The organism is Maritimimonas rapanae (assembly GCF_057837205.1).
On the sequence record NZ_JBYQFI010000001.1, the window covers coordinates 815101 to 830456 of the forward strand.

At 31.9% G+C, this 15356-nt stretch carries 13 protein-coding genes; 9 read left to right on the top strand and 4 right to left on the bottom strand.

Annotation, left to right across the window (positions count from 1 at the left end):
• The first annotated feature begins 15 nt into the window (after positions 1 to 15).
• Positions 16 to 1287: a UDP-N-acetylmuramoyl-tripeptide--D-alanyl-D-alanine ligase gene (locus tag AC3IF2_RS03880; protein WP_489165726.1), complete on the top strand. Its 1272-nt coding sequence runs from the start codon at positions 16 to 18 to the stop codon at positions 1285 to 1287.
• A gap of 40 nt (positions 1288 to 1327) precedes the next feature.
• Complete coding sequence (gene recG / locus AC3IF2_RS03885) at positions 1328 to 3433, top strand: ATP-dependent DNA helicase RecG (protein WP_489165727.1); 2106 nt, start codon at positions 1328 to 1330, stop codon at positions 3431 to 3433.
• A gap of 56 nt (positions 3434 to 3489) precedes the next feature.
• On the opposite strand, the gene AC3IF2_RS03890 is transcribed toward recG, so the two are convergent.
• Both AC3IF2_RS03890 and AC3IF2_RS03895 read right to left on the bottom strand, forming a co-directional pair.
• Entirely contained in the window at positions 3490 to 4602 is a 1113-nt protein-coding gene (locus AC3IF2_RS03890) for a DUF2911 domain-containing protein (RefSeq protein ID WP_489165728.1), read from the bottom strand.
• 64 nt (positions 4603 to 4666) lie between these two features.
• Positions 4667 to 5782 (bottom strand): DUF2911 domain-containing protein, encoded by a 1116-nt coding sequence (locus AC3IF2_RS03895; protein WP_489165729.1) that lies wholly within the window; start codon positions 5780 to 5782, stop codon positions 4667 to 4669.
• A gap of 192 nt (positions 5783 to 5974) precedes the next feature.
• Between AC3IF2_RS03895 and AC3IF2_RS03900 the strand changes: the two genes are divergently transcribed.
• Positions 5975 to 6838 (top strand): N-acetylglucosamine kinase, encoded by an 864-nt coding sequence (locus AC3IF2_RS03900; RefSeq protein WP_489165730.1) that lies wholly within the window; start codon positions 5975 to 5977, stop codon positions 6836 to 6838.
• A gap of 9 nt (positions 6839 to 6847) precedes the next feature.
• On the opposite strand, the gene AC3IF2_RS03905 is transcribed toward AC3IF2_RS03900, so the two are convergent.
• Together AC3IF2_RS03905 and AC3IF2_RS03910 are read right to left on the bottom strand one after the other, a co-directional pair.
• Positions 6848 to 7228, bottom strand: coding sequence for a RidA family protein (locus tag AC3IF2_RS03905; RefSeq protein WP_489165731.1), 381 nt, complete (start codon positions 7226 to 7228; stop codon positions 6848 to 6850).
• A gap of 19 nt (positions 7229 to 7247) precedes the next feature.
• Complete coding sequence (locus tag AC3IF2_RS03910) at positions 7248 to 9920, bottom strand: putative LPS assembly protein LptD (RefSeq protein ID WP_489165732.1); 2673 nt, start codon at positions 9918 to 9920, stop codon at positions 7248 to 7250.
• A 143-nt stretch (positions 9921 to 10063) separates the two neighbouring features.
• Between AC3IF2_RS03910 and AC3IF2_RS03915 the strand changes: the two genes are divergently transcribed.
• The 6 genes from AC3IF2_RS03915 to AC3IF2_RS03940 all read left to right on the top strand — a co-directional run bounded on the left by AC3IF2_RS03915 (position 10064) and on the right by AC3IF2_RS03940 (position 15345).
• Entirely contained in the window at positions 10064 to 11164 is a 1101-nt protein-coding gene (locus tag AC3IF2_RS03915; protein ID WP_489165733.1) for an N-acetylmuramoyl-L-alanine amidase family protein, read from the top strand.
• Positions 11165 to 11233: 69 nt separating this feature from the next.
• Positions 11234 to 12178, top strand: a complete 945-nt coding sequence (locus AC3IF2_RS03920; protein WP_489165734.1) for an MlaD family protein — start codon at positions 11234 to 11236, stop codon at positions 12176 to 12178.
• Between the two features lie 2 nt (positions 12179 to 12180).
• The gene (locus tag AC3IF2_RS03925; RefSeq protein ID WP_489165735.1) at positions 12181 to 12786 is read left to right on the top strand and encodes a carboxymuconolactone decarboxylase family protein; all 606 of its coding nucleotides are present in this window, start codon (positions 12181 to 12183) and stop codon (positions 12784 to 12786) included.
• Between the two features lie 21 nt (positions 12787 to 12807).
• Entirely contained in the window at positions 12808 to 14118 is a 1311-nt protein-coding gene (locus AC3IF2_RS03930; protein ID WP_489165736.1) for a 4Fe-4S dicluster domain-containing protein, read from the top strand.
• A complete protein-coding gene (locus tag AC3IF2_RS03935; RefSeq protein WP_489165737.1) occupies positions 14108 to 14554 on the top strand; it encodes a phosphoheptose isomerase in 447 nt (148 codons plus the stop codon). Before AC3IF2_RS03930 ends, AC3IF2_RS03935 begins: the two co-directional genes overlap by 11 nt.
• An 11-nt stretch (positions 14555 to 14565) precedes the next feature.
• Positions 14566 to 15345, top strand: a complete 780-nt coding sequence (locus AC3IF2_RS03940) for a (Fe-S)-binding protein (protein WP_489165738.1) — start codon at positions 14566 to 14568, stop codon at positions 15343 to 15345.
• Positions 15346 to 15356 lie beyond the last annotated feature (11 nt).

Genomic DNA, 15356 nt, shown 5'->3' on the forward strand with positions numbered 1-15356 from the left:
TTTTATTTTTACCAAATGGAGATACCTCAAATTTACCAACTTTATAAAAAATCATTTTTAGTTTCTACTGATACAAGAAAGATTACTAAAGGATGCATTTTTTTTGCTTTAAAAGGAGATAATTTTAATGGTAATGCTTTCGCGGAAGAAGCTTTAAAAAAAGGAGCATCATATGCTATAATTGATGAGAAAGATTATCATGCCAATAATCGAATGATTTTAGTCGATGATGTATTACAAGTGCTTCAAAAGTTAGCTAACTATCATAGGAGAGAGTTGGCTATTCCAATAATATCGTTAACTGGAAGCAACGGTAAGACTACTACAAAAGAATTAATTAATGTTGTATTATCTAAAAAATTTAAAACTACCGCTACAGTTGGTAATCTAAATAATCATATTGGTGTTCCACTAACTTTATTATCGATGACACCAGATACTCAGTTGGGTATTGTAGAAATGGGTGCTAATCATTTAAAAGAGATAGCATCTTTATGCAATATTGCTGAGCCGGATTATGGTTATATCACTAATTTTGGTAAAGCCCATTTAGAAGGTTTTGGTAGTTTAGAAGGTGTTGTTAAGGGTAAAACAGAAATGTATAGATACCTAAAAGCAAATGAAAAAACGGTCTTTGTAAATGCATTAGATAAAAAGCAATTTGAACAATCTAAAAAAATTAAGAGAATCACTTTTGGAAGTAAAGAGTCAGATTGTAATATAGAATTTAATGGTGCTAATCCTTTTGTTAAGATAAAATATAATAATCTGGATATAGAAAGTAAGTTGATAGGTTCTTATAATTTTAATAATATTTCAGCAGCAATAGCTATAGGAAACTATTTTAAGGTTGACGACCTATCTATAAAAGATGCAATTGAAAATTATGTACCTACAAACAATCGTTCTCAAATAATTCAAAAAGGTACTAATAAGATCATATTAGATGCTTACAATGCAAATCCAAGTAGTATGCAGGCTGCCTTAGAAAATTTCTCAAGTCTAACTGATAAAAATAAAATTGCGATACTTGGAGATATGTTTGAGCTAGGTTCAGAAGCTCACAATGAACACCAACAAATAGCAGATTTAGCATCAAAATCTGATTTAGATAGTGCTTATTTGTTAGGAGAGAATTTTTATAAGACCGACACAAACGGAACGAAATGCTTTAAAACTTTCGATGATTTTAAGCACTACTTTTTAAATCACAAAATTGAAAACTCAACACTATTGATAAAAGCTTCACGTGGTATGGCTTTAGAGCGTATTATAGATTTGATTTAGTATTTTTAGAGAACTAATATATTAGCAGATACTAAAACCAATGCCACCCATAGATTTACATACTTCATTAGATTATTTAAAAGGTGTTGGACCAGCTAGAGCGGAATTGTTGCGTAAAGAATTAGGAACAAGAACCCTATCTGACTTGGTTAACTTTTTTCCAAACAGATATATTGATAGAACCCAATTTTTTAAGATTAATAAATTGCAAAACAATAATGCTGAAGTTCAGGTTATAGGTAAAATCACCCATTTGAAAACAGTTAAACAAAAACGTGGAAGTCGTTTAGTTGCAACTTTTGTTGATGAAACAGGCATTATGGAATTGGTATGGTTTAGAGGTGTAAAATGGATTAAAGAAAATTTAAAAATTGATACCCCTTATGTGGCTTTTGGTAAAACGAATTGGTTTAATAGTATGTTCAATATGCCACATCCTGAATTAGAATTAGTTTCAGAGTATAAAAAAAGTATGCAAACCGCTATGCAACCCGTGTATCCTTCTACAGAAACATTGACTAATAAAGGAGTTACAAATAGAGTAATTGGTAAAATGATGCAGAATTTGTTTGCTGCTTTTGGTAATAATTTTCAAGAGACATTATCACAAGAAGTTTTAAATAAACTACAATTGATTTCTAAAAATCAAGCATTATTTAATATTCATTTTCCTAAAAGTCAAAAGTTACTCACTAAGGCTCAACAGCGATTAAAGTTTGAAGAATTATTTTTTATTCAATTACAATTAATAAGAAAGAAATTAGTTCACAAATCAAAAATTAAGGGTTATGTTTTCGACCATGTTGGTGATCATTTTAATAAATTTTATAGTCAGCATTTGCCGTTTGAATTAACCAATGCTCAGAAACGTGTTATTAAAGAAATTAGAAAAGATTTAGGCTCTTCTGCTCAGATGAATCGTCTATTACAAGGTGATGTGGGCTCTGGTAAGACTATTGTTGCGTTATTATGCATGTTATTAGCTTTAGATAATGACTTTCAATCTGCTCTGATGGCTCCTACAGAAATTCTTGCTACTCAGCATTTTAATGCTATTCAAGAACTCCTTAACGGGATGAATATTAATACGGCATTGTTAACGGGCTCAACTAAAACCAGTGAACGAAAAGCCATTCATGAGCGATTAGAAAACGGAGAATTACATATTCTTATAGGAACACATGCTTTGTTAGAAGACAAAGTAAAGTTTAAGAATTTAGGCTTAGCCATTATTGATGAGCAGCATCGTTTTGGAGTAGCGCAACGTGCAAAAATGTGGATGAAGAATCAATTACCGCCGCATATTTTGGTAATGACAGCTACACCTATACCAAGAACATTGGCTATGAGTGTTTATGGTGATCTTGATATCTCTGTTATTGATGAATTACCACCAGGGAGAAAAGAAATTAAAACAGCGCATCGATATGATAGTAATCGATTGAGTGTTTTTAAATTTATGAAAGAAGAAATCGCTAAAGGAAGACAGGTTTATGTGATATATCCGTTAATTCAAGAATCTCAAAAGCTAGATTTTAAAGATTTAATGGACGGTTATGAAAGTATAGTAAGAGAATTCCCGCGGCCCGATTATCAAGTGAGTATTGTGCATGGTAAAATGAAAGCTAAAGATAAGGAATATGAGATGCAACGTTTCTTAAAAAGTGAAACTCAAATTATGGTAGCAACAACTGTGATTGAAGTAGGTGTAAATATTCCTAATGCATCTGTTATGGTAATTGAAAGCGCTGAACGTTTTGGCTTATCTCAATTACATCAATTAAGAGGTAGAGTAGGACGTGGAGCCGAACAAAGCTATTGCATTTTAATGACCAGTTTTAAATTAACTAATGATACTAAAATACGTTTGGAAACTATGGTTAAAACAAATGATGGGTTTGAAATTGCTGAAGCAGATCTAAAATTAAGAGGCCCTGGTGATTTAATGGGTACACAGCAAAGTGGTGTTTTAAATTTGCGAATAGCAGATGTAATAAAAGATTCGGCAATATTAAAAAAAGCTAGAGAAGTGGCTATAAAGGTATTGGCTGATGACCCAAATTTAAGTAAACCTGCAAATAAAAACATTAACAATACTTATCAAGAGATTACTAGAAATAGGGCTATTTGGGCTAATATAAGTTGAAAAGGCCGCACAAATTGTACAGCCTCTTTTTAATTAAAAATCAATAAATATCAATCTTAGGATGATATTTCAACGCCTAATTCTTTTAACATCTTAATTGAATTAGCTTTTAAAGCAGGGTTTGGGTTTAAAGTCAACGATTTTTTATAATTTTTAATCGCATTTTTCTTGTCTCCTTTTGTTTTATAACCTTCGCCTAAACTGTCATAAACATTAGCATTTGTTGGGTTTTTCTTAACATTCAATTTGAAAATTTCAATAGCCTTATCTACTTTGCCTTTAGTTAAGAATTGATAACCAACAGTATTTAATTGATTTACATTAGCTAGAGGTATAATTTCTTCTTGAAGTTTTAAACTTTCTTCTGTTTTTCCTTGTTTTGCTAATATCTGTGATTTAATAAACTGATTTTGAAAAGTTTTTTGGCTAAAAAATTGACCAGCAATGGCAGCATCTATCCATTTTAAAGCTTCTTCTAAATCACCACCATTGTTTGAAGCCCAATTTGCAGCTTGCTCCCAGTTTGCACGTGCAAATCCTTTTTGTCCTTTCATTTCATTTCTAATATCTGCTAATACAATATCTGTTACTGCTACATCTATTTTAAAAGGAATTTGTTTCTTTTCCCATATTAAAGCTGCAGTTGCAGAAGTTGGTTGTACATCTACAAATTCAAAAGTTAAAAGCTCTTTATGAGGTACTTCTTCTGTTTTTACGGTTACTTTAGCAACATCATTAGCCGGGTCGTAAAAGAAGCTTCCCCATGCTTTAGTATCTTTAGAGAGTATTAGATCTGCATCACCATTTTCTTTGATCACCATGTGTAATCCATACTTTCCTGCTTTTACAGGAGTGCCTTCTATTGTTACATCGTCTGTAAATTTAATGATTGTGTTTTCGTTAGCACCTGCACGCCAAGGTGATTCTTTAGCAGTACCAAAACCGAGATTGTTCATTCCGTAAGGCACTAATTTTCCCCAAATTTCACGTTTATTCACCTTTGGTCTAGAATAGGTAATATAAATGTCTGTAGTACCTACTCGTTGTTTAACAGTAGCCTGTTGACTACCTCTAGGTGTATTTAACTGCGCTTCTATAGTTGTGCTAAAAAATAGAATTGCAACAAAGGCTAAAGTTGATAAAATGTTTCTTGTACTAATTTGTTTCATAATAGTTTGGTTTAGAGTAAAAAATAAAAAGCTGAACAAGATTGTTCAGCTTTTTTTATAAAAATTAATTAATGTCTTCTCCTTTTTTTAGTTTATCAATATTTGCTTGAACTCGCCCTTTTTGAGGATCTCCAGGAGCAAGAGTTAATGCTTTATTTAGATATTTGATAGCATTTTTATAATCTCCTTTTGCAGAATAAGCTCTACCTAATCCATAATTTACAGGCCAAGTATTTTTATGATTAGCAGCATTCCATTTAAAAACCTCCATGGCTTTATCTTTTAAGCCTAAACCAATTAGTTGCCTGCCATATCCATGTACTTGAAAAACAGTCCCATCTTTTAAAGATTCGTCCATTAATTTTAAACCTTCAGCCTGCTTCTCCATTTTATTTAAAATTCCAGCTTTTATTTGTGCATTTGCAAATGTTTTTTGGCTGAAAAATTGGCCTTGTCTCGCGGCATCTATCCATTTTAAAGCCTCTTCTAAATCACCACCATTGTTCGAAGCCCAATTTGCAGCTTGCTCCCAATTTGGACGTGCAAATCCTTTTTGTCCTTTCATTTCATTTCTAATATCTGCTAATACAATATCTGTTACTGCTACATCTATTTTAAAAGGAATTTGTTTCTTTTCCCATATTAAAGCTGCAGTTGCAGAAGTTGGTTGTACATCTACAAATTCAAAAGTTAAAAGCTCTTTATGAGGTACTTCTTCTGTTTTTACGGTTACTTTAGCAACATCATTAGCCGGGTCGTAAAAGAAGCTTCCCCATGCTTTAGTATCTTTAGAGAGTATTAGATCTGCATCACCATTTTCTTTGATCACCATGTGTAATCCATACTTTCCTGCTTTTACAGGAGTGCCTTCTATTGTTACATCGTCTGTAAATTTAATGATTGTGTTTTCGTTAGCACCTGCACGCCAAGGTGATTCTTTAGCAGTACCAAAACCGAGATTGTTCATTCCGTAAGGCACTAATTTTCCCCAAATTTCACGTTTATTCACCTTTGGTCTAGAATAGGTAATATAAATGTCTGTAGTACCTACTCGTTGTTTAACAGTAGCCTGTTGACTACCTCTAGGTGTATTTAACTGCGCTTCTATAGTTGTGCTAAAAAATAGAATTGCAACAAAGGCTAAAGTTGATAAAATGTTTCTTGTACTAATTTGTTTCATAATAGTTTGGTTTACATTAATAATTAATTAAAATGGAATGAAACTTGGTTTTATTTTACTGGTTTTCAAATTACTTATATATAACAGTGTATGGAGTTATAGCTATGTTAAAGTTTTTGTTTAAATGTTAAAAACTAACTGCTAGATTTATTTTCAGGTTTCTTTACCTTTACCAGTCTTTAAAAATTTACTATGATACTTATAGTTGATAGCGGTTCAACAAAATGCGATTGGAAAGCCATAGATAAAAAAGGGAATCAGTTACTCGAAAAAATTCGAACTAAAGGATTAAACCCAGCTATATTATCCGAGAAGAAGCTAACCAAGACTATAAAGAAGAGTGAGTTATTGAAAATTCATAGAAAAGAGGTTACTCATGTTTTCTTTTATGGAGCAGGTTGTGGAACTCAAAAAGCAGCAAGTTTACTTAAAAATGTTTTAGAAAAAATATTTATTAATGCGCTTATTGATGTGAAAGAAGACACCATGGCAGCTGTTTTTGCAACAGTAAATAATGAGAATGAAGCAGCAGTTGTATGCATTTTAGGAACTGGTTCCAATTGTAGTTATTATGATGGTAAGGTATTACATCAAAAAGTTAAATCATTAGGTTATTCAGTAATGGATGATGCTGCAGGTAATTATTTTGGTAGGCAATTGTTAAGAGATTACTATTTTAATAAAATGCCAGAAAATATTAAAGTGGCTTTTGAAGAGAAACACAATGTCGAGGTAGATTTTATAAAATATAATTTATACAAACAGCCAAATCCCAATGCTTATCTAGCGTCTTTTGCAGAATTTATTTTTTTAAACAAAGATTCTGACTATATAATTAAATTAATTAGGGATGGTATACGGTTATTTGCCAATAATATGATAATGCAATATAAAGAGGAACTTAAAAGTGTACCTGTGCATTTTGCTGGTTCAATTGCTTTTTTCTCACATGAGCAAATAAAAGAAGTCGCCGAAGAATTAAATTTTAAAGTTGGCAATTTTGAACGCAGACCTATAGAAGGACTTGTAAAATATCATATAAATAAGCTTATTTAAAATATTTTACTATCTAATAGCTATCATTGAGATTTCTACATTCACATTTTTTGGTAAGCAAGCAACTTGAACTGTTTCTCTTGCTGGTGCAGTTTCGTCATTAAAATATGATCCATAAACTTCATTTATCGCAGAAAAATCTTTCATATCGGTAATAAAAATGGAGGTTTTAACCACATTTTCAAAGGTCATTCCTGCTTCTATTAAAACTGCTTTCATATTCTCCATAACTTGCTTGGTCTCTGTCTTAATATTATCTAAAACCAGTTCTCCAGTTTTAGGGTTTATTGCAACTTGCCCAGAAGTATATAAAATATCTCCTTTTAATATAGCTTGATTATAAGGACCTATTGGTGCTGGTGCATTAGATGTAGATATGATTTTTTTCATGTTCTTTAGAGTATAGTTATTAAAATAATCTTCTATCTGGTACTTTACGTTGATCGTATTTTAGATCGCTTAAAATCGATGATTTTACGCCAATAAAGAAATAATAAGTTTGATTTGAGCTTGTGTTTACAGGTATCCAATTAAAACTCATGCGCCAGCTATCTAGATCTCGCTCAAAGTTCAAACTTAAATTTGAAATCCCTTTGCCTTTGAAGTCATAACCAGAAGAAACTCCAACATTCCATTTAGGCGAAAGTTCTATGTTTCCAGAAAATTGTACAGTATTAGTAGAGATTTCGTTTTGACGCCTGTTATTTGAATATCCAAAAGTATGTCTAAAGCTAAAACTCCATGGTATAGAAGCGTTGAATAATTTTACATTTTTTTCTTTATCTTCTTCAGAGGAATTTTTATTATCAAAAGCACTATTTCTCGTATTTAAATTTCCACCAAACAAGTCATTAGAATTAGGGTTTGAAGATTGATTACTGCTACTAGATTGTTTATTGTTTTTCCCAAAGTCATCACTAGAAATAGTATAGTTTGTAGAAATGCTGGCACGAGTTAATCTAAATAAACTTCCACCATTACTAATGTTAAAAGTATTTATTCTGGTACCGTTAGCATTTAATGCATAGGGATCTAGAGTTGCACTCATGTTTATACCTAGCTTATTATCAAAAAACTTTGTACCAGCTGTTACAGAAACAGGTTGCCATTTTAAAGAGTCTGCAGCTATATTGTAGCTTGTAGAAAAATTTAGATTGTTAAGTAAAGTTATCTTTTTCGCCTCTGTTTGCGTAGAATCTTTAGACATTACTTTGGCTTCTAACACATTGTTGATAGAAATACCAATACTACTCGATAATCCTCTAGATGGCCCACCAAAAATCCCTTCTTGAAAACGAGAGTATTCTAATAAATCATCTTCATCTTCACTTTGTTGTACATGGTCATAAAAATTACTAAAATCAGGTCTGTAACTAAAAGATATGGAAGGCCTTATGGTATGCCTTATTGCCTTTATACGCCCTTTTTTAAAGTTAAAGGTTCCATAAATATTTGTAGATGCTGATACGCTAGTAGAATATTCTCTATATGAATCAAATCCATTGATTGTGTCTGTTACTATTTGATCTCCTAATGGTTGTGTAGAGTCATATTGTTTACTGATTGTTTTTAAATACGAAACTTCACTATAATTTGCACCAGGAGAAATAGTGATATATTTTAGGGCTTTCATATTTGTGCCCAAAGAAACTGTTTGGCGCATACCACTTCTAGCATTTTTGAACATATCAGATTTCAAAAATTCTTCGTCGGTTGTAGAGATTCTGTTCTGTAGATCTAAATTATAATTTAATCCTAAATTGTGAAAAGCATTCTTTTTTGCTCCAGATTTTGGCGCAAAAGGGTAGATACGATCCATACTTAATTGTAATGAAGGTAAATTCATATCTATTCTCTCAGTATTGGTATTCTGAGTATGGGTTAGAGACATATTCATATTAAACGGCGTACCAACAAATTTTTTATAATAAGTCACAGATGATTGAAAGGTGTTGGTGACATTTTGTGAAACATTAATTTCATTTAAAGACTGCCTAAAGTATTGGCTACTACCCAGATTTACAGATGCTGAAAACCTTGAATTTGGATTCGATTTAGCATCTTGATTATGATTCCATCTAACATAGAAATTATTAGTTTTTCCAAAATTTGGGAAGCCTCTTTGACCAGTTATTAAATTTTCAAAACGTAAGCTAAAAGCACCTCCAAATTTATAGCGTAGTGCATAGTTTGACTCGAACCGCAATGCCCAACTACCATTGGTATATACATCACCCAAAACCGCAAGATCTACATAATCATTTATAGCAAAATAATAACCACCATTTTGTAAGAAAAAACCTTGATTACTATTTTCACCCCAAGTAGGTAAAATAATACCAGATTCAGATTCTTCCTTGCTTAAAGGAGCATAGAAAAAAGGTAAAATTGCTGGTGTTGGTACTTCTGCAAGATACAGTTGCGATAGTCCGCCAACGATCTTTTTGTTTGGAACAACTTTAATATTATTGGTTACAATTTTATAATCTGGTTTTTCCTTTTGCGATGTTGTAAATTGGGCCTTACTAATATAAAGTGTAGAATCGTTTTCTCGCTTGGTAATTTCACCTCTAATAAAAACACCTGTTTGTTCAGTTTTTGTATTATAGATTACCGCTTTTTCATTCTTAAAATTATAGACTAAAGAATCTTGTTCAGATTCTTGACCAGCCTGTTTAAAGATAGGCTTTTGGGTATAATTGCCTAGGCTGTCAATTATTCCTTTAGCATAGGCAAGGTTTTTGCTATAATCTATAATTATAATACCAGCTCTTAGTTCAATATCCTGGTAGAGTACTTCTGCATTGTTATAAAGAGTTGCACGTTTATTAATAAAGTCATTAGAAATATAATCGTCAGATTTTTTCTTAATAATATCTGCTAAAAATTCTTTTGGTGTCTTTAAAGTATCAACTTTAGTAGAATCAGTTGCATTCACTCTTATATTTTTATCGAGAATTTTCAGTGAATCTTTTCGAATAGAAGTGCTATCTTTTTTAGCGTCTATTTGAGCAAAACTAAGCTGATTTGCAACACCTAAAAAAAGTAAAACTAAAAGTATGTGCTTTAAATTTGTATGCAATGCTATTAATAGTATTTTTGTAAATGTAAAAACGGCTTAGTTTTTGAGTTTACAAACTTACATATATTTTTTATGTGGTTATGCTTAAAGGCAAGTTAAAAATAGCGGTTATTATTTTTCCCCTAAATAATAAAAAACAGAGAATGAAAAAGATTTTTACAATTCTATTAGTAGTCGGATTTTTATGGTTAAATCCGAATGTAATTATAGCTCAAGGAACTTTTAAAGTAGTACTAGATGCAGGTCATGGCGGTACAGACCCTGGTAATTTAGGTGCTACAGGGCACAATTATTTAGAAAAAGATATTGTGCTAAATATAGCCCTAGAAGTAGGAAAGTTATTAAAAAAGAATAAAGACATAGAGGTTATTTATACTCGTAAAGATGATTCGTTTATAGAATTATTTGAGAGAGGAAAAATTGCTAACAAAGCTGAAGCTGATTTGTTTATTTCTATTCATTGTGATGCATTTACACAGTCATCGGTTAATGGTGCAGGTACCTTTGTTCTTGGACTGCATGCTAATAAACAAAACTTTGAACTTGCTAAAAAAGAGAATCAGGTAATCCTTTTAGAAGACAATTATGAGCAAAATTATGATGGTTTTGATCCGAATTCGCCAGAATCTGTAATAGGAATTACTTTAATGCAAGAAGAGTATCTAGACCAAAGTTTATATCTAGCCAGTTTAATTCAAGGTAAAATGGTTACCAAGGCGAAGCGTAAAGATAGAAAGGTGAAGCAAGCTGGTTTTATTGTATTACATCAAACATTTATGCCTAGTGTTTTAGTTGAAGCTGGGTTTTTAACTAATAAAAATGAAGGAGCTTATTTAAACTCTAAAAAAGGTCAACAAGAAATTGCGAATGCTATCTATCAAGGAATAATTGCTTATAAAAAACAACATGATGCTAATACTGTTGTAGATGTGAAACCTAAGCCTGAAAAGCCAGTTGTAAAAGAAGAGAAGCCAAGAATATTTAAAGGTGTTGATTTTAAAGTGCAAATAGCTTCAAGTTCTAAAAAAGTGAATACAGCTCCTTATAATTTTAAAGGTCTAAAAGGCGTTGAACGTATAAGAATTGGTGCTCATCACAAATACTATTATGGTGTTACTTCAGATTATAACGAAGTAACTAGATTAAAGAAGCAAGCGCAACAAAAAGGATATAACTCAGCTTTTGTTGTAGCATTTAAAAATGGAAAGAAAGTTTCCGTTAAATCAATCTTAAACGCACTCTAAAAATAAGCTGTTACTTTTTTTACTGCCAGAAATTATTAGTATTATTGCTTGTAATATAAACGTAATCTTTTGAAAATTTCAAGCGAGTTAAAAACAGGTCTTATTGCTCTAGGTACCGTAGCTATTTTTATTTGGGGATTCAGTTATCTTAAAGGAGAAAAATTACTTGATAAGTCTAGATATTTCTATGCTGAATATGATAATGTTCAAGGACTAGAATCATCTGGTTATGTGACTATAAATGGACTTAAAGTAGGAAAGGTTGAAAATATTTATTTTCATCCTAATAAGGCAGGAAAACTTGTTGTTAAATTTTCTCTAGAAAATCCAATCACATTTTCTAAAAATAGTATTGCTCAAATTTACGCCCCTGATTTTATTAGTGGTAAATCCATTAAAATTTTACCAAAATATGACGGCCAAACAGCTGTTTCTGGTGATTCTTTAAAAGGAAATGTAGAAGCAGGTATTTTAGGCGCATTAAATGATCAAATTGCTCCACTTCAATTAAAAGTAGAAAGCTTTTTGATAAATGCTGACACTTTGCTTCAAGGTTTCAATCAGATTTTCGATAAAGATGGTCAAACTAACATAAAACAATCTTTGGCAAAACTAAATACAACACTTTCATCATTTCAGAGTGCTTCAAAATCTTTAGACGGAATGCTTGCCGACAATGGTAAAATAGATTCTATACTTAAAAATGCTTCTACAGCATCAAATAATTTAGTGAGCCTTACAGATTCATTAAATAATGCTAATCTAAAATCTACAGTAAAAAGATTAGAGACAACTGTAAATAGTTTTAATGCTGTACTAACTAAAGTAAATAACGGTGAGGGTTCTTTAGGTAAGTTACTTAAAGATGAAGGTCTTTACCAGAACTTAGAAGGTGCTACTAAAGAAATGGAAGAGCTCCTTAGAGAAATGAAACTGAATCCTAAACGTTTTGTTCACTTTTCATTATTCGGCAAAAAGCCGAAGCCTTACGACGCTTCTAAAGAAGAAAACTAATAGTGGCATTTATAAAAACCATATTATATAAAGAAGCAACAGGAGCACTGAAGCGATTATATGATAAGGTTAGCGGGCCGAATAATAATGTAGATAACATTATGGCTGTTCATAGTTTAAGACCTCATACTATGAAAGGACATATGGTACTTTATAAGAATGTTCTCCACAACAGTAATAATATATTGCCCAAATGGCTTTTAGAGACTATTGGTGTGTATGTTAGTATATTAAATAATTGTGATTATTGTATAGATCATCACTTTGAAGGGTTAAAGAGATTGCTAAATGACGATGAGAAATCAACAATTATTAAAAAAAAGTTAATAACTAATTCTTATGAGTCTATCTTCAATAAGGATTATTATTTAGTTTTACGCTACGCTGAAATGCTCACTAAAACGCCAGATTCTATCACAAGTAATGTGATTCATGAGATTAAGAATCAAGGTGTTAGTGATGGTGAAATTTTAGAGGTTAATCAAGTTGTTAGTTATTTTAATTATGCTAATAGAACAGTATTAGGTCTCGGCGTAAACACAAAAGGTGATATTTTAGGATTATCGCCTAATGATTCTAATGATGAAAATAACTGGAATCATAAATAAAGATTAAATAACTCGAATTAAATGCAATACGTACCAAATATACTTTTTGCACTATTACTTGTTGTGGGTATAGGTTTCTTTGTTAGAAATGTAAAAAAACTCACAAGAAATATAAAGCTAGGTAAGGCTATTGATCGCTCAGATAATCCATCAGAACGATGGAGAAATATGATCAACATTGCTTTAGGGCAATCTAAAATGGTACGTCGCCCAATAGCCGGATTACTTCACATTATCGTTTACATAGGATTTATTATTATTAATATAGAAGTTTTAGAAATCATTATTGATGGTCTTTTCGGAACGCACCGTGTGTTGTCATTTTTAGGTGGGTTTTATCACTTTTTAATTGGATCATTTGAGGTATTAGCAGTATTAGTTTTAATATCTGTAATAATTTTTTGGATTCGAAGAATGATACTTCGTATTCCTCGATTTTGGAATAAAGAAATGAAAGGCTTCCCTAAAAATGATGCATTGTATATTTTATATTTCGAAATGGTACTAATGACCTTGTTTTTAGTAATGAATGCTACAGATGTATCTTTTCAACAAGCTGGTTCAGGTAATGTTATTAGTCAGTTTATTGCTCCTTGGTTTCAAGGATTTAGTGCAGAATCATTACACCTTATAGAACGGGGCGCTTGGTGGTTACATATTATTGGTATTCTAGTATTTCTAAATTACCTGTATTACTCCAAGCATTTGCACATTTTATTGGCATTTCCAAATACATATTATGCAAATTTAAAACCTAAAGGTCAGTTCAATAATTTAGAATCTGTTACTAACGAAGTAAAATTAATGTTAGACCCAAATGCTGATCCTTTTGCCGCTCCTGCGGAAGCAGAAACTGAAGAAATACCAGAAAAATTTGGAGCAGAAGATGTAACTGACCTTAATTGGGTTCAGTTAATGAATGCTTATACATGTACAGAATGTGGTAGATGTACTGCATCTTGTCCAGCTAATTTAACAGGTAAAGAATTGTCACCTCGAGCAATTATGATGAAAACTCGTGATCGTTTAGAGGAGGTTGGTAAAAACATTGATGCTAATGGAGGCGAGTTTAATGATGATGGTAAAAAGTTATTGAACGATTATATTACTCCGGAAGAATTATGGGCTTGCACTACTTGTAATGCTTGTGTTGAGGAGTGTCCTGTAAATATAGATCCATTATCAATTATTATGGATATGCGTAGGTATTTAGTAATGGAGCAATCGGCAGCACCTCAAGAATTGAATATGATGATGACCAATATAGAAAACAATGGTGCGCCATGGCAATACAATCAGATGGATCGGTTAAATTGGAAGGATGAAGAATAAATTTGATAAAGAATTAAAAGAACTAAGAGACAAGGATGGCAATTTATTAAGTCCAGCTTTACCTGAAGGTGTAAAAAATTATTTAATAGATATAGATGGTACTGTGTGTGATGACATACCTAATGAAGAGCCTGAAAGAATGTTGACGGCAGAGGTATATCCTGATGCACTAAGAACATTGAACAAATGGTATGATGAAGGACATATTATCTGTTTTTTCACTTCTAGAACAGAAGATCATAGAACCTATACAGAAATTTGGCTTCGTGAAAACGGATTTAAATACCATAGTTTATTAATGGGTAAACCTAGAGGAGGTAATTATCATTGGATAGATAATCATTTGGTAAAGGCAACGCGTTACAGAGGAAAGTTTACAGATTTAGTAGAAAAAGAAGTAACCATACAAGTTTTTGACGACGGTAATCACGAATAAAGTATTTTAGTATGAATGTACCTACAATGGCAGAAATGATGGCTCAAGGGAAGCAACCCGAAATTTTATTTTGGGTAGGCTCTGCAGGTAGTTTTGATGATAGAGCAAAAAAGATTACGAGAGCTTTTGTAAAAGTATTGCATAAAGCTAATGTAGATTTTGCCGTATTGGGTACCGAAGAAAGCTGTACTGGTGATGCAGCTAAAAGGGCTGGCAATGAATTTCTGTTTCAGATGCAAGCCATGACTAATATTGAAATATTAAATGCTTACGAAATACAAAATATAGTTACTTGTGATCCGCACTCTTTTAACACCTTAAAAAATGAGTATCCTAGTTTAGGTGGTAACTATCAAGTATGGCATCATACGCAATACATTGAGAAGTTATTTGAAGAAGGCCGCCTAAAAGTTGAAGGTGATAAATACAAACAAAAAAGAGTAACGTTTCATGATCCTTGTTATTTAGGCAGAGCAAACGAAGAGTATGAATCACCTAGAGCATTAATAAGAAGATTAGGTGTCAATTTCACTGAAATGGATCGTGCCAAATCTACTGCCTTATGTTGTGGAGCTGGCGGTGCACAAATGTTTAAAGAACCAGAAAAAGGAAATAAAGATATTAATGTTTTAAGAACAGAAGATGCTCTTAAGACAAGTCCTGATATAATTACTACTGGCTGTCCGTATTGTAATACGATGATGACCGATGGTATTAAAAATAAAGAAAAGGAACAAGAAGTCGAAGTTTTAGACATTGTTGAACTCATTGCAAACGCAGAAGATTTATAATAAAAAATTAT